Here is a 15,596-nt window from a genome sequence, read left to right as displayed (position 1 = left end):
GGCGTTCGTGAAGAACGTCGGGGTTCTTTGTCTCAGCCGACGGTGATGAAGTCAGTCAGCACCGCGTCGCGGCCGTCGAGCTGCCCCCAGGGTTTGTCGACGTCGAAGATGCCGAGCCCCGCAGTGGGCCAGTGCTCTGCCATGCTCAGCACCGTCTGCTCATCCGAATCGGAGCTCGCCAGTTGCATCGCCAGCCCCTGCACGCCTGGCATGTGCGCGACCACCAGCAGGCTCTGCACCGTCTCCGGGGTCTCATTGATCACTGAGCACATGGTTCGCGAGGAGGCCAGGTAGAGCCGGTCGTCCAGATACGGGGTGACCGCCTTCTCCCCCAACTCGTCTGCGATCCAGACGAAGGTCTGGCGCGTGCGCATGGCATCGGAGACCAGCGCGGCCTGCGGCCAGTGCCCGGATGCGTGCAGCCAGCGGCCCACCTCACGGGACTGCCGCTGCCCCCGGTCGGTCAGGGTGCGGCCATGGTCATCGCCGGTGAACGTCTGCTGCGCCTTGGCGTGGCGCAGGATCACAAGTCGCTTGGACATGAATCAGATGGAGTACTCCGGAGCTGCCCAGACAGTGACCTCCGGGTGCTCGTAGAAGCGGTAGCCCTGCCCGCGCACGGTCCGTACCGTATTGGCCAACCGGCCCAGCTTGGAGCGCAGCCGGCGGATATGCACGTCGATGGTGCGCTCGTTGGGCATCTGGTCGACGTCGACGTTGCGCCACAGCGTCTTCAGCAGCTCCTCACGCCCCACGGTGCGCACAGAGTTGTCCACCAGGTAGTTCAGCAGCTCAAACTCCTTGTAGGTGAGGTTCAGCCCATCACCGTCGAGCTGCACCTCACGGCGGGCCAGGTCGATGAGCACCCCGGAGCTGGAGGGCAGCGTCGGGGTCTGCGGCACAGCGGGCTCGGCGCTGCGGCCGTGGACCGTCGGATCACCCAGCGCCTGGCGGACGACCTCCAGGTCAGAGCCTTCGGCAGCGGCCGATGCCACCGCCATGGCCACGTGGACCTGCGACTCCGGGGCGATGTGCTCCACGTAGTCGCGCATCTCAGTGGCGATCTTGTGCAGCGAGGTTCCGGCGGCGGTCGCGGTGTCCTCGTCCAAACCCACATAGACCACGAAGCCGCGGGCGACGGCGTCTGGTTGAACCATCTGCGGCCCGGAGCCGCTGGGGGCCATCACCGGAATCGGCTCAGTCGGCTGTGCGGCCTCCGAGTCAGCCCTGCTCCTGCTGGAGGTGGATCCATTGCTGCTCTCCGCACCGCCGCGCATGCGCCGGGCCAATTCGGCACGCCTAGCGGCGTTTCTCACCGAAACGTGGACGTACCCTGGATTTTGGGTCTGACTCAGCGGTGCGGACATACGTATCGTGGCTACTTCCTGGCTTGCGGCCGGGTGATTGACCCTCTCAGCATCCCCGTAATATTTTTCGAACGCAAGTAACATAAGCCCAGATATTCCACATATTGAGACTCAGAGGTGTATATGTGGCCCACGTCTCGTACTACTCGGCCAGCCCGTAGAGCCGGTCTCCAGCGTCGCCGAGCCCCGGGATGATGAAGGCGTTCTCGTCGAGGCGCTCATCGACGGCCGCCACGTAGAGGGCGACGTCCAACTCGCCGACCTCCTCCTCCAGCCGCCGGATTCCCTCCGGGGCTGCCAGCAGGCAGATGCAGGTCACCTTCGCCGCTCCGGCCCGCTTGAGGAAACGAATCGTCTCCACCAGGGTGCCGCCGGTGGCCAGCATGGGGTCCAGCACGAACACGTGGCGCCCGGTGAGATCATCGGGCAGCCGCTCCGCGTAGGTGACGATGTCCAGCGTCTGCTCGTTGCGGGCCATCCCCAAAAAGCCGACCTCGGCAGTGGGGATCATCGCCGTCATCCCGTCGAGCATCCCCAGCCCGGCACGCAGAATCGGCACCACCAGCGGCTTCGGACCGGCCAGCTGAGTTCCGGTCATCGTGGCCACCGGAGTCTGAATCTGCACCGGCTCGGTGCCCACGTCGCCGCTGGCCTCATAGGAGAGCAGCGTGACCAGCTCACGGGTCAGATCCCGAAAGACGTTGGAGGTGGTTTCAACTCGCCGCAGCTGGGTGAGCTTATGGGCGATCAGCGGGTGGTCCACGACGTGTAGGCGCATATGCCCAAGACTACCGGTGAGCCGCGTCTCTCCAGGGGTGAACCCCACCAGCACCGGGTCGTAGGCTGATCCCATGGCATTCACCGCGCGCGACGCCGCTGTGCAGCACCGTCTGATCGGCCGCTGCATGGAGCTGGCCGCGCTCGCCGAGGCCGCCGGTGATGTGCCGGTGGGCGCCGTCGTCGTCTCCGAAACCGGAGAGGTTCTGGGCGAGGGGTTCAACACCCGGGTGCGCGACGCAGACCCCACCGGCCACGCTGAGCTCAACGCCCTGCGGGCCGCCGCCAGAGTCCGTGGCTCGTGGCGACTTGAGGACTGCACCCTGGCGGTCAGCCTGGAACCCTGCACCATGTGCGCCGGAGCCATCAGCCAGGCCCGCACCGCCGCCGTCGTCTTCGGCGCGTGGGACGAGAAGGCCGGCGCCTCCGGCAGCGTGTTCGACGTGCTGCGCGAACCACGCCTGAACCACTGGGTGGAAGTCCACCCCGGGGTGCGCGCCGAAGAGTGCGCCGCCCAGCTGCGCAGCTTCTTCGAACCCTTCAGAGCATGACGATCAGAGCATGACGGCGCCGATTCGGGCTTCGTTTTGAGGCTGGTCCCACCTCTCGCATATAGTAGGTGGGCACTGTCAGCAGACGGTGCAGCAGGAAGCGTGTCCGAGCGGCCGAAGGAACAGCACTCGAAATGCTGCGTTGGGCAACCCCCAACCGTGGGTTCAAATCCCACCGCTTCCGCCCACTCCGAACGGCCCTGCGATGCTCAGTGTTCCTCAGTGTCGCAGGGCCGTTCGTCGTTGCCCGAGGTCACGGGCGTACGGAGGTTGGAAATGGCCATCACGGCACTGGCCATCGGCAAGAAGCACGAAAGCTGGGTCACCGACGGCATTGAACGCTACACCAAGCGCCTGCGCAAACCCTTCGACCTCGACTGGAAGCTGCTGCCCCACTCCTCACGCGATCACGACGCCGCCCGAGACGAAGAGTCTGCCCGGCTTGGCAGCAGCATCAGACCCGGCGACTTTGTGATCCTGCTCGATGAGCGCGGCACCAACGTCTCGTCCCCAGAATTGGCCACCAGGCTGCAGACCCAGTTCGACGCCGGGCGCCGAGTCGTCGTCGTCATCGGAGGAGCCTATGGGGTCAGTGCCGAACTGAGCCGGCGCGCGGACTTTGTGTGGAGCCTCTCCCAGCTGGTCTTCCCCCACCAGCTGGTCCGGCTCATCCTGGCCGAACAGGTCTACCGCGCCCAAGAGATCGCCGCCGGCCGGCCCTACCACCACACGTAGGGGCCGGCGGCTGCGGGCGGCAGCTGCAGCAAGGGAAGTCGCTGACGGTCGGCGCGCCAAGTATCGTCGTCTTCTATGACGGAACCGGTTGTCGGGATTCTCGGAGCCGGGCGAGCCGGTACGGCCTTCGCCCGGGCGATGCTGCGCGCCGGGATCGGCGTCGACATCTGCTCCACCCGCTCCCCCAAAGCCCTGCGGCACCATCTGAAGATCTACGCGCCGGGCGCCGCACCGGTCTGGCCCGCCGAAATTGCCGAGCGCACCAAAGCCCAGGGTCCGGCGATCGTGGTGCTGGCCGTGCCGCAGGAGGAGCTCGACGACGTCGACCCGCAGTGGGTGGCGTCAACCGTGCTGGTCGACGCCACCAACAGGTGGCACGACGAACTGCTGCCCAGCTGGCTGCAGGCCGGCATCGATGAGCAGCTGCCCACCTCCATGGTGCTCGCCGGGCGCTTCGGCGCCGGCTCGGGCACCGGAGTGCGGCTGGTCAAGGCGCTGAACCACATCGCCCACCACGATGTGGAGTCCTCCGCGACCCCTGAGCTTCCGCTGGCACAGCGCCGCGCCGCCGCTGTGGCCGCCGATGACGACGACGCCCGCGGCCGGGTGATGGGACTGCTGGTGCGCATGGGGCTCGATCCGGTCTCGGTCGGGGCACTGCCCGCAAGCCGGATCATGGAGCCGGACGGCCCGCTGTTCAACCGGCCGCTGCGCCGTGCCGACGTCCTCAGGCACCTCCCGTAGCGGGACCGGGCGCAGCCGAGCGGCGCGGCCCTTACGCGGCCCTTCGACCACGCCACCCGCCCCGCCCTCATCGATTGATGGATTTTTGGTGCTTACACGGCAGAAGTCGCGTTATTCCGCCAAGAATCCATCACTCGATGCTCAATCGAGCCACAGAGTGCGGACTGTGTCGTCAGGGTGCGGACTTAGGGTGGAGGCGTGAGCGCGCTGCAGAGATTCTCCGAAGCGACGCGGACCTGGTTCTCCGCGTCGTTCAAGGAACCCACGCCTGCCCAGGACGGCGCGTGGGACGCCGTCGCGCGCGGTGACAGCGCCCTGGTGGTGGCACCGACGGGATCCGGCAAGACCCTCTCCGCATTCCTGTGGTCCATCGACCGGCTGATCACCGAGTCGGCCCAGGACCACGCCCCTGCGGGCCCGGCCACCCGGGTGCTCTACATCTCACCGCTGAAGGCCCTGGGGGTGGACATTGAGCGCAACCTGCGCAGCCCGCTGGTGGGAATCGGCCATACCGCCCGGCGCTTGGGGTTCGAGCCCACCGACATCAGCGTCGGGGTCCGCACCGGCGACTCCACCTCCAAGCAGCGCCGCGACCTGGTGCGGAACCCTCCGCACATCCTGATCACCACCCCGGAGTCGCTCTACCTGATGCTGACCTCCCAGGCGCGGGCGACGCTGGCCAATGTGGACACCGTCATCATCGATGAGGTCCACGCCCTGGCCGGCACCAAGCGCGGCGCACACTTGGCCCTCTCCCTGGAGCGCCTGGATGAGCTGCTGGACGCCCCCGCCCAACGCATCGGGCTCTCGGCGACGGTGGAGCCCCACGATGAGGTCGCACGCTTCGTGGGCGGGCGCCAGCCGGTACAGACCATCGCCCCACCTGCGCAGAAGTCCTGGGACATCACCGTCTCCGTGCCGGTGCCGGACATGGCCGCCCCCACCCCGGCGCCGGAGGAATCAGCCGACCAGCCGCTGCAGCCCTCCATCTGGCCGCATGTGGAGCACAAGATCGTCAGCCTCATCACCGCCAACCGCTCAACGATCGTCTTTGTCAATTCCCGCCGGCTGGCCGAGAAGCTCACCGGCCGGATCAATGAGATCTGGGCCGACCGCAGCCGCCCCGAAGCAGTCGGTGCCGAACCAGCCAGTGCCCCCGAACCGGACACCCCCACCGAGCACGACGACGCCGACACCGAGCCTGCCGCGCTGGCCAGGTCCCACCACGGGTCGGTGAGCAAAGATCAGCGCGCCCTCATTGAGGATGATCTCAAGTCCGGGCGGCTGCGCTGCGTAGTGGCCACCAGCTCCTTGGAGCTGGGCATCGATATGGGCGCGCTCGACCTGGTGATCCAGGTGGAGGCGCCCCACGCCGTCTCCGCCGGCCTGCAGCGCATCGGACGCGCCGGCCACCATGTGGGCGAAGTGTCAGTGGGCTGGTTCTTCCCCAAGCACCGCGGAGACCTGCTGAGCACCGCCCTGATCGTCGAACGCATGCTCAGCGGCCAGATCGAAGCGCTGAAGATTCCGAAGAACCCGCTGGACGTGCTCGCCCAGCAGACCGTCGCCGCCTCCGCCATGGAGACTCTGGACCTGGAGCAGTGGTTCGACACCGTGCGCCGCGCCGCACCCTTCACCACGCTGCCGCGCTCAGCGTTCGAAGCCGTGCTGGACCTGCTGGCCGGCAAGTACCCCTCCGACCGGTTCGCCGACCTGCGGCCGCGGATCATCTGGGACCGCGACGCCGGGACCATCGCCGGACGCCCCGGCGCCCAGCGGCTGGCGGTCACCTCCGGCGGCACCATCCCCGACCGCGGACTCTTCGGCGTCTATCTGGTCGGAGCCGAAGACTCGCGCACCGGGGGCCGCCGCGTGGGCGAGCTGGACGAGGAGATGGTCTACGAGTCCCGGATCGGCGACGTCTTCGCCCTGGGTGCCACCAGCTGGCGGATCGAGGAGATCACCTTCGACCGGGTCCTGGTCTCCCCGGCCTTCGGGCAGCCGGCCTCACTGCCGTTCTGGCGCGGCGACGGGATCGGGCGGCCCGCCGAACTGGGTGAAGCCCTGGGCGCCTTCGCCCGCACCCTGCACGGCGAGGAGACCGAGGCCGCCCACACCAGGCTGCAGGCGGCCGGCATGGACACCTGGGCCCGGCAGAACCTGCTGCAGTACTTGGAGGAGCAGCACCAAGCCTTGGGGTCAATCCCGTCCGACACCACCCTGGTGGTCGAACGCACCAAGGACGAGCTGGGCGATTGGCGGATCATCCTGCACTCGCCCTACGGCATGGGCGTCCACGCCCCCTGGGCGCTGGCCGTCGGCGAGCGGCTGCACGAACTCTACGGGCTCGACGGTGCCGCCTTCGCCAGCGACGACGGGATCGTGCTGCGGGTGCCGATGATGGACGACGACCCCCCGGGCGCGGAGCTGTTCAGCTTCGAACCTGAGGAGCTGGAGGAGCTGGTCACCAGCCGGGTCAGCAGCTCCGCGCTGTTCTCCGGCCGGTTCCGTGAGGCGGCCGCCCGGTCCCTGCTGCTGCCCAGGCAGCACCCGGGCCAGCGCACGCCCCTGTGGCAGCAGCGGCAGCGTTCGGCCCAGCTGCTGGAGGTGGCCCACCCCTACCCGAACTTTCCGGTCATCATCGAGACGATGCGTGAGGTGCTGCAGGACGTCTATGACCTGCCGGCGCTGGACGGGCTGATCCGACGCATCGCCCAGCGCAGAGTCCGGCTGGTCGAGTCGACCACCCTGACCCCCTCGCCCTATGCGCAGAGCATCCTCTTCGGCTACATCGCCCAGTACCTCTACGAGGGAGACTCCCCGCTGGCCGAACGCCGCGCCGCCGCGCTGAGCGTGGATCCGAAGCTGCTCAATGAGCTGCTGGGCCGGGTGGAGCTGCGCGAGTTCCTGGACCCGCAGGTGATCGCCGAGGCCGAAGCCCACGCCCAGCGGCTGAGCCCCGGACGTCGGCTGACGGGCGTCGAGGGTGCCGCGGACCTGCTGCGGATGCTGGGGCCGCTCAGCGCCGAACAGCTCGGGCGCAGGCTGCACCCAGGCACCGATGATCAGCCGCCCCCCACAGAGCAGCCCACCACAGAGCAGTCGCCCCCAGAACATCCGGCCACAGCCCAGCAGGCGCACTCCTGGGCGCAGCAGCTGGTCACCGCCCAGCGCGCATTCGCACTGAACTGGCAGGGCGAGGAGCGCTTCGCCGTCGTCGAAGATGCCTCCCGGCTGCGTGACGGACTGGGGGTGAACATCCCACCGGGAATCCCGCAGACCTTTCTGGAGCCGGTGGACGACCCGCTGGGGGACCTGCTCGGCCGCTACGGGCGCACCCACGCGCCCTTCACCGCCGACGACGCCGCCTCGGCCCTGGGACTGCCTGCCGCAGTGGTCTCTGAGGTGCTCGGACGGCTGATGCAGCAGGGCCGGATTGTTCAGGGGCTGTTCTCCCCGGAGCTGCGGGCGCAGACCGAGTACGTCGAGACTCGGATGCTGCGCCGCATCCGTAGGCGATCATTGGCCGCTCTGCGCGCGGCTGTGGAGCCGGTTCCCCCACGCGCCTACGCCCAGCTGCTGGGTGAGTGGCAGTCCGTGGCCCCGGGCCAGCAGGTCAGTGGGTCGGCGGGGCTGGCTGAGGTGCTCGCCCAGCTGTCCGGGTTCCCGGCTCCGGCCAGTGCCTGGGAGTCCTACATCCTGCCGGCGCGGGTGCGCGACTACCGGCCCTCGATGCTGGATGAGCTGCTGGGCGCCGGGGAGTTCGTGGTCACCGGCGCCGGTGCGCTGAGCGGTCACGACGGCTGGGTGGTGTTCTTCCCCGCCGAGGACGCCGAACTGCTGAGGCTGCAGAAGCCGGATCACCGACCCACCGAGACCGCCGACCGGGTGCAGCAGGTGCTGGATCGCGGCGGAGCCTGGTTTCCGCAGGCGGTCTCTGCCCAGTTGGAGGGCCTCGACGCCGACCAGGTGCGCGAGGCCCTCTGGGAGCAGTTTTGGGCTGGGGTGGTGCAGCCGGACAGCTTTGCGGTGCTGCGTGAGTTCATGAATGCTGGCAGCACTGCCCACCGGCGTCGCAGCTCTCCGGTGCGAAGCCGGCACACTTCCCGCCGCACCGCGCTGCGCCAGGCGGTCCGTGCCGCACGCGGCGAGTCAGCGCACTCCGGCGGCACCGGTGGGCGCTGGTCGCTGACCCCGGTGCCGACTGCTGCTGCCACGGAGACCGCCCACACCCGGGCAGAGATTCTGCTGGACCGCTACGGGGTGCTCACCCGAGGCTCTGTGGTGGCCGAGCAGACGCCGGGGGGATTCACCGGGGTCTATAAGGTGCTCGCGGCCGCGGAGGATGCCGGCCGCATTCGCCGCGGCTACTTCATCGAGCAGCTGGGTGCGGCCCAGTTCACCGCCTCGGCAACAATCGACCGACTGCGAGACATCTCAGAACGTTTGGAGGACCGGCGTCTGGAGGATCAGCGTGTGGAGGATCAGCGTCATGAGTCCGCAGTGGTGCTGGCCGCCACCGATCCGGCCAACCCCTATGGTGCGGCTCTGGACTGGCCGACCCAGCAGCAGGCCGCAGCCAAACCGGGACGCAGAGCAGGCGCCGTCGTCGTCATATATAACGGTGATCTGGTGCTCTACATGGAGCGCGGCGGCAGAACGATGCTGCTGTTCACCGAGGAGGAACCGCTGATGGAGCGCACCGCGGCCGCCCTGGCTGCGCGCCTGAAGGCGGCCGGAACAGGTCGGCTGGCCGTGGAGCGCGTCAATGGGACCGCCGTGCTGCAGCACCGCTTCGGTGCGGCTCTGAGAAACGCGGGGTTCGACTCCTCACCCTCAGGGCTGCGCTTTTCGGGTTAGTCTTTGTCCATGATTCTGTGCCTGCCGCTGCTGATGTTCCAGGGCCGTGCCCAGGAAGCTATCGACCTCTACCTCGACACCTTCCCGGACGCCGAGCTGCTGGAGGTCATGCACCACCCCGAGGGAACGCAGATCCTCGATCCCACGGGGCAGGCGCCCTCCGCCGAGACGCAGTCCGAGGATACGGCCGCCATGGAGACCGTGGTCGACTGGGGGACCACACTGGTGGCCACCGCCCAGCTGAAGATCGGCGGACAGGTGCTGATGATTCAGGACTCGCTGGTCAGACAGGACTTTGACTTCACGCCCTCGATCTCCGTCGCCGTCGTCGTCGACACTGCCGAAGAGTTCTCCAGGATCACCGAGCGGCTCAGCGAAGGCGGCGTCTTCCTCATGGAGCCTGGTCAGTACGACTTCGCGGCGAACTTCGCCTGGGTGAAGGATCGGTTCGGCGTCACCTGGCAGGTCAATCAGCCCAGGGATTCCAGCGCCGATGCCGCCCCGACTGAGGCGGACCAGGCTGAGGCGGCCCAGGCGCAGGCCCCCGACTGGAGCTGACACCCGGTTCGTGACGCGCCGTTCACCGCTGCCGGTCCGCCAAGGGGTCAACGCCACCCGGCTTCGGCTGCCGCTGACCGGCCCCTGGGAGACCGTCCACGGCTATGTGCTGGAGACCTTCAACCACCTGGATCCGGCCAGCATCACGTCCCGGTTCGACGCCGATGAGGTGGTTGACGCCCACGGCCGGCCGCTGAGCACAGCGACTGCCCTGGGCGACGCCGAGTTCATCTGGTACTACCGCACGCTGCCGGCGGAGCCGGTGCTGCCGGTCACCGAACGCGTCCTCTATGAGGACGAACACCTGGTGGTGGCCGACAAACCACATTTCCTGCCCACCACTCCGGCCGGCCGCTACGTGCAGCAGTCCCTGCTGGTGCGGCTGCGAAACAGCCTCGGGCTCGACGATCTGACCCCCATCCACCGGCTGGACCGAGGAACTGCGGGGCTGGTGCTGTTCGCCAAACAGGCCGCCACCCGCGGAAAGTACCAGCAGCTGTTCCAGAACCAGCAGGTTGCCAAGACTTATGAGTGCATCAGCACCATCGGAGAGGGCCTCACGCCACACAGTCCGGATCCGCAGGCCCTGGCGCAGCGTTTCCCGGTGACGGTGCGCAGCCGGATCAGAAAGACCAAGGGAGTCGTGGTCAGCCAACTGGTCCCCTATCCGGTCGCTGACTCCGGCCACCAGCCCGAGAACCGCAGGCTGCCGCGACGAGGGCCACGGCGCACCACGGCAGTCGGCGGCGCCAACTCTGCCTCCCGGGTCGAACTGCTGCGCACCGGGCTGAGCCGGAAGCACGACGACGTCGGACAGTTCCGCCTCACCCCGCACACCGGCAAGACCCACCAGCTGCGGATACACATGGCTCTTCTGGGGCTGGGCATCATGCACGACCGGTTCTACCCTCAGCTGCTCCCCGATGCGCCCGACGACTTCAACAAACCGCTGCAGCTGCTGGCCTCCACGCTGAGCTTCACCGACCCGCTCACCGGCCAGCACAGAACATTCCGCTCGGCCCGTAGACTTGTCGAAGCCCCGCAGTGACCCCAACTACCCCAGCACTGCATCCACCCAACAGCCCCATGCGTCCCGTGAGAGGAGACCGATGATCGACCTCCTGGAGGACTGGGGCCTCTGGTTTCTTCCGGTGCAGGCGCTGGCCGTTGCGCTGACCGCCTTCGTCCCGCCGTTGCCCTCCGAAGTCATGGTCATCGCCTCCGGGGCGATGGCCGCCGATCAGCTGCTGCCCATCGCCTGGGTGATCGCAGCCACGGTGACCGGATGCCTGGTGGGGGACGTGGGGCTGTATATGCTGTTCCGCTATCGCTTCCTCCGGGTGCTCTACCGCTGGCGCTGGGGGCGCCAGCTGCACCGGCTGGTGCTGCGCACCGCCCTGCGCGCCGGCCGCGCCAACACCTGGGTCGGACTGCTGCTGATCCGATGGATACCGGGGGGCCGGACGACGTCGATGGTCACCGCCGGAATGATGCGCATGCAGTGGTCTCGCCTGATCCTGCTGGCCGTGCTCGGCGCAGTGATCTGGAGCCTCTGGCTGGTCGGCTTGGGATATGTCACCGGATCAACTACCGGCCTGTCCCTCGTGGCGAACATCCTAATCGGCCTGGCGGTCGGTACTCTTGTCGGGTCGGCCTTCGCTTTCATGACGACCAGACGTCGTCGTGCTCGCACTCAGGTTTGAGTGCAAGCATCGAACTCGACGCCCGGCTGACGCGCCACCTGCACACCGAGAGACGATTCCGAGGGGAGGCGGAGTTGAGCGAACAGGAACGCTCTGACCACGTTCAGCAGACTTCGGCTGCGCAGCAGCCACCCGACGACGTCGGCTCCTCAGGTCCCACACCCACCGCCGCCGAACCCCCCGCCGCCGAAGAGACGGACTCGGATTCCCCCGAGGCACCCGAGGCAGCGGCCCCAAACGAGACAGCGCCGCCGAACAACCCAGCGCCCCCAGATTCGGCGCCCCCAGATTCGGCGAACAGCCTCAGCGACTTTTTGGACACCTTGGACGCACGAGCACGAACCTGGTGGGCCACGCGTAAGGAGCGCAAGGCGCAGAAGGCGGCCGGCTCGGCGCCGTCCCCCGCGCCCTCGGATGAGGAGGAGCACCCGCAGACCGGCCCCGTGGGGCTGCCGAAGCCACCACCGCCTGAGGTGCGACCCGAGGGGCAGCTGTTCACCGGCGCCGTGCCAGGTGTGGGGGCGCAGACTGAACCCGAACCCAGCAACTCCACACCGGAGCCAGCCGAGCGTGCTGCTGAGCCTGCTGCTTCGGATCCCAGCGCGGACGACACTGTGGTCCTGCCTGCCTACCGTGACGAGCCCCAACCCTCCAACACGGCAGCAGCCAGCACCGCAGAGACCGACACCGCAGAGTCCAACACGGCAGAGTCCGAGACTGCGTCGTCGTTCCCTGCCCGTCCCCCACGGCCGCGCCGTGCCCTGGACGAGCAGCGCCGCCGCGATGTCATTGCCCAGAAGGCCCGCGCCATCGAGTACGAGACCGCTGCCTACTATGGGCAGCCCGCGCGGGAGTCTGCCGACGATGAGGAGGACCTCTACACCTACATTCCGCCCTATAACCTGCCCTCCCGCGACCCGGACCCCGAACCCACCCGATTGGACCTGTACCGCAGGATCTTCGTGAGCATCGGCGCGCTGGCTGCAGTAATCTCCACCGCGTGGCTGTTCGGGTGGCTCGGCGCGGACCCGGAGGCTGTGGCCATCCTCTCCGGCAACGGGCTGCACGAGACCTACGCCGAGGGCTGGTTCTCAGGGGAATACGCACTGCTGTCGCCGGACCACAACTACTACTGGCTGTGGCCGATCATCGTGGTGGGACTGGTCGCTCATGCCGCGTTCCAGTGGACCGGCACCCAGAATTCCACGCCCCGCCAGCGCCGCTCAGGCTGGCTGGTGGGCTCCGCGTCGCTGCTGATGCTGGGGGTCACCGCTGCCCTGTACGCCGGGATGCTGACCTGGGTGCTGGTGACCAGCCTGCTGATCGCCATGCTGCTGGTGGACGCCGTGCGCCAGTTCAACCTGCACACGTCTCGGAGCACAGCAGAACGTCGCCTCAATGACGGTGTGATCGGCCTGTTCTTCGGCTTCGCCCTGGTGCAGGCCATGTCTTCGGTCTCCGTGTGGCTGACCGCCCGTGGGTGGGAGATCCCAGGGTTCCCGGCCCTGCTGTGGGCAGCTGCGGGCCTGTTCATCTGCGTCTGGACGGCCGCCTTCTACTCAATGACCGAGCGCGGTCGCATCACGATCGCGTTGGGCCTGGGCTGGGGCATGTTCTGGCTGATCTTCCCTCGGCTGCTGACCGAGGTCACCAGCGTATGGGTGGCCATCGGCGCGGCAATGGGCGCTTTCATCGTGATCCTCTGCACCCAGTCACGCCGGCACTGGATCAACCATGCCGAGCGCCGGGCGGCGATGGGCCGCCCCCTCGAAGACATCATATGAGCCACCCGAGAGCGCGCTGAGGTCTGCTTCGTGCACTTGTTGGGTGACAGTGACCGTGTCCTACCTCACGTTTAGTGTGGTGGGTATGGACGATCAGGACATGCTCACTCCACGGGTTCCGCCGAAGCTGCGGCATCTGATGGATGAGCCTGCCCTGGCCCAAGCGTGGGAGCTGCAAGTGGCAGCCCGGCGTGCCGAGGCGGCCAAAATCGGGGTGCTGGTCGATCATGTGGCCGCCTGCCGTGCCGAGCACTGCGACGAGTACGACTTTGTTCAGGATGCTGCTGAGCGGGCCGCGGTGCACCAGGCGGCCCTGTTGTTGGGGTTCAGCGACCAGACCACCGCGATCACGCTCAATGTCGGCGAGTACGCCCGTGAGCACCTGCCCTGGAGTTGGGAGGCCTTCTGCCGGGGCCTGATCGATATGCTGCGACTGCGCAAAATCAGCACCGCTGCCCAAAACCTTACAGACCAGAACCCTGCCGACCAGAACCTCGCTGCCGACCATGTGCAGCGTCTGGATCCTGCCGCAGCGTTGGAGGCCATTGACCGCAGTCTGGGGGACTTTCAGAACTGGCTGAGCCGGTTCATCGCCCAACTGGACTATGACGCCTACACCGAGACGTGCGCGCAGGGCCGTGCCGAACGGTATGTGCAGTTCAGCCACGGCACCGACGGGATGAGCTTCATCGATGCCCGGATCCCCACCGTGGAGGCCGCCGCGATCCAGAAACGCCTGGCCCTCACCGCCCGCCGCCACCACAGCACCGCAGCAGAACCCACCAACAGCGGAGAGGATGATCAGTCTGCGGATGGGCGGACCCTGGCGCAGCGGGAGGCTGACCTGTTCTCCGCGTGGCTGCGCACCGGTGATACCCCAGAAGAGGGTGCCCGGCCGGTGGAGGCGAAGATCATGATCATGGTCCCCGAGCCCACCCTCACCGGTGCGTCGAACCAGCCCGGCATGGCCGCGGACCGGTCCTGGATGCTCGCCGCAGACCAGGCCCGCGCACTCGCCGGTGACCCAGACGCTGGACACCACTGGTACCAGGGGCGCACCCGCCCCAACCGGGCTGATGCTGATGTGGACCTGCTCTCGGTGACCTATGCCGGCCGCTACCCGCCAGCCCATCTGCGGGATGCACTGATCTTCAGAGACGGACACTGCCAAATCCAGGGTTGTACCATCGCCGCAGAACGATCCGATATCGACCACCAGATTCCCTTCGACGCCGGCGGCCCCACCAACGCAGCGAACTTATCCAGTCTGTGCCGACGGCACCACCGGCTGAAATCCCACGGATTCCTCCACCCACCAGCACCACCAGAAGCCACCGGACGAGACAGCCCCCGAGATAACCCCCGAAGACGATCCCAGGGCCCACCCGCAGACCTGATCCACGCCACACACCCCATCACCTACGCCGTATGATCACACTCGATTGGGAACCTGCGCGTGTGATCATGAGACTATAGCCCTATGTCTGTGCGCACACCTGATCCGAATCCCGGTTGGCTGAGCGAAGAAGACCTCTATGAGGCACGCCGGAGAATTCCCATGGTCTATGTGGAAGCCATCCCGGTGCGACTGGATGCCCTGGGCTACGTCACCGAAGTCGGCCTGCTCTACACCGCCGACAATGATGGCCACTTCTACCGCACCGTGGTCTCTGGGCGGGTGCTCTACCGCGAGACCATCCGCGCTGGTCTCATGCGCCACATCGAAAAGGACCTCGGCTCCCTGGCGCTGCCCCAGCTGCCTCCCTCCCCCACACCGTTCACTGTGGCCGAGTACTTCCCCTACCCGTCGGAGACCGGGCTGGTCGATGACCGTCAACATGCCGTCTCGCTGGCTTACATTGTGCCGGTCGCCGGTGAGTGCTCCCCGCGGCAGGATGCGTTGGAGCTCTCCTGGCTCAGCCCCGATCAGGCATTGGCCCCCGAGACCCAAGCCGAATTCATCGGCGGTCGTGAGAAGCTCATCAGCCAAGCACTCGCCCATCTGGGACACACCTCGTGACAACCCCGGCACCGCAGAAGACCGGAGCACGCCGGCCTCGCACAGCCCGCCCTAAGGAATCACGGCCACGGCTGAAACTCGGAGCCACCGGGTGGCTGCTGTCCTGGCTGATTCCCACCGCACTGCTGGGCGCGGCGCTGCTGGGGCTCTCCTTCGTCCCCGGGCTGGACGGCGAAGGCTATCTTGCCCCGCTGATCCCGCTGCTGGCCGCGGCGGCTGTCCTCGTGGGCATCCCCGGCACGCTGCTGATCACGTGGCTGCTTCGGCATCAGCTCAATCCAGTCGCCCACATGCTGGGCTATGTGCTGGTGGGGCTGCTCTATGGACCGGTCGTTCTGATCTCCGGGGTCGGCGGCCTGATTCCGATGCTGATCCCCCTAGTGGGCTTCCCCGCCGGCATCCTATTGGGCCTGGGGCGATGGATCGCGCAGCCATTGGCCCGAATCGAAAGCCCGGAGCAGCACGGTGAACGAGGGATTGCCTCGGCGTCCTAACTC

The 15,596-nt window shown here is 67.6% G+C and carries 14 protein-coding genes and 1 tRNA gene; 12 read left to right on the top strand and 3 right to left on the bottom strand.

Features of this window, described 5'->3' with window-relative positions; translation table 11 throughout:
- Positions 1-32: 32 nt before the first annotated feature.
- The 3 genes from FHX47_RS07975 to upp form a co-directional block, all read right to left on the bottom strand.
- On the bottom strand, positions 33-542 hold the full coding sequence (locus FHX47_RS07975; RefSeq protein WP_183358399.1) for a SixA phosphatase family protein: 510 nt from the start codon (positions 540-542) through the stop codon (positions 33-35).
- Between the two features lie 3 nt (positions 543-545).
- Entirely contained in the window at positions 546-1,367 is an 822-nt protein-coding gene (locus FHX47_RS07970) for a winged helix-turn-helix domain-containing protein (RefSeq protein WP_183358398.1), read from the bottom strand.
- A 142-nt stretch (positions 1,368-1,509) separates the two neighbouring features.
- Positions 1,510-2,145: a uracil phosphoribosyltransferase gene (upp, locus tag FHX47_RS07965; RefSeq protein ID WP_183358413.1), complete on the bottom strand. Its 636-nt coding sequence runs from the start codon at positions 2,143-2,145 to the stop codon at positions 1,510-1,512.
- A 73-nt stretch (positions 2,146-2,218) separates the two neighbouring features.
- On the opposite strand from upp, the gene tadA reads away from it, so the two are divergent.
- The 12 genes from tadA (at position 2,219) to FHX47_RS07905 (ending at position 15,593) form a co-directional block, all read left to right on the top strand.
- Positions 2,219-2,695, top strand: coding sequence for a tRNA adenosine(34) deaminase TadA (tadA, locus tag FHX47_RS07960; RefSeq protein ID WP_183358397.1), 477 nt, complete (start codon positions 2,219-2,221; stop codon positions 2,693-2,695).
- Positions 2,696-2,791: 96 nt separating this feature from the next.
- Positions 2,792-2,879, top strand: a tRNA-Ser gene (locus FHX47_RS07955).
- A gap of 92 nt (positions 2,880-2,971) precedes the next feature.
- Positions 2,972-3,430 (top strand): 23S rRNA (pseudouridine(1915)-N(3))-methyltransferase RlmH, encoded by a 459-nt coding sequence (locus FHX47_RS07950; RefSeq protein WP_183358396.1) that lies wholly within the window; start codon positions 2,972-2,974, stop codon positions 3,428-3,430.
- A gap of 75 nt (positions 3,431-3,505) precedes the next feature.
- The gene (locus FHX47_RS07945; RefSeq protein ID WP_183358395.1) at positions 3,506-4,174 is read left to right on the top strand and encodes an NADPH-dependent F420 reductase; all 669 of its coding nucleotides are present in this window, start codon (positions 3,506-3,508) and stop codon (positions 4,172-4,174) included.
- A gap of 198 nt (positions 4,175-4,372) precedes the next feature.
- Positions 4,373-9,034 carry an ATP-dependent helicase gene (locus FHX47_RS07940; RefSeq protein WP_183358394.1) on the top strand — a complete coding sequence of 1,554 codons (4,662 nt, stop codon included), beginning with the start codon at positions 4,373-4,375 and terminating at the stop codon, positions 9,032-9,034.
- Between the two features lie 9 nt (positions 9,035-9,043).
- Entirely contained in the window at positions 9,044-9,592 is a 549-nt protein-coding gene (locus tag FHX47_RS07935; protein WP_183358393.1) for a VOC family protein, read from the top strand.
- A 10-nt stretch (positions 9,593-9,602) separates the two neighbouring features.
- Positions 9,603-10,640 carry a pseudouridine synthase gene (locus FHX47_RS07930; protein ID WP_343064343.1) on the top strand — a complete coding sequence of 346 codons (1,038 nt, stop codon included), beginning with the start codon at positions 9,603-9,605 and terminating at the stop codon, positions 10,638-10,640.
- Between the two features lie 61 nt (positions 10,641-10,701).
- A complete protein-coding gene (locus FHX47_RS07925; protein ID WP_183358391.1) occupies positions 10,702-11,295 on the top strand; it encodes a DedA family protein in 594 nt (197 codons plus the stop codon).
- A gap of 74 nt (positions 11,296-11,369) precedes the next feature.
- On the top strand, positions 11,370-13,079 hold the full coding sequence (locus FHX47_RS07920; protein ID WP_183358390.1) for a hypothetical protein: 1,710 nt from the start codon (positions 11,370-11,372) through the stop codon (positions 13,077-13,079).
- 85 nt (positions 13,080-13,164) lie between these two features.
- The gene (locus FHX47_RS07915; RefSeq protein WP_183358389.1) at positions 13,165-14,511 is read left to right on the top strand and encodes an HNH endonuclease; all 1,347 of its coding nucleotides are present in this window, start codon (positions 13,165-13,167) and stop codon (positions 14,509-14,511) included.
- A 48-nt stretch (positions 14,512-14,559) separates the two neighbouring features.
- Positions 14,560-15,099 carry an NUDIX hydrolase family protein gene (locus FHX47_RS07910; RefSeq protein ID WP_183358388.1) on the top strand — a complete coding sequence of 180 codons (540 nt, stop codon included), beginning with the start codon at positions 14,560-14,562 and terminating at the stop codon, positions 15,097-15,099.
- Entirely contained in the window at positions 15,096-15,593 is a 498-nt protein-coding gene (locus FHX47_RS07905) for a hypothetical protein (RefSeq protein WP_183358387.1), read from the top strand. The genes FHX47_RS07910 and FHX47_RS07905 overlap by 4 nt, the downstream gene beginning before the upstream one ends.
- Positions 15,594-15,596: the final 3 nt, after the last annotated feature.

The sequence above is a fragment of the Garicola koreensis genome (genome assembly GCF_014195445.1).
Lineage (GTDB): Bacteria > Actinomycetota > Actinomycetes > Actinomycetales > Micrococcaceae > Nesterenkonia > Nesterenkonia koreensis.
Note: the sequence above shows the minus strand (reverse complement) of the source record. Positions and strands in the feature narration are given on the sequence as shown.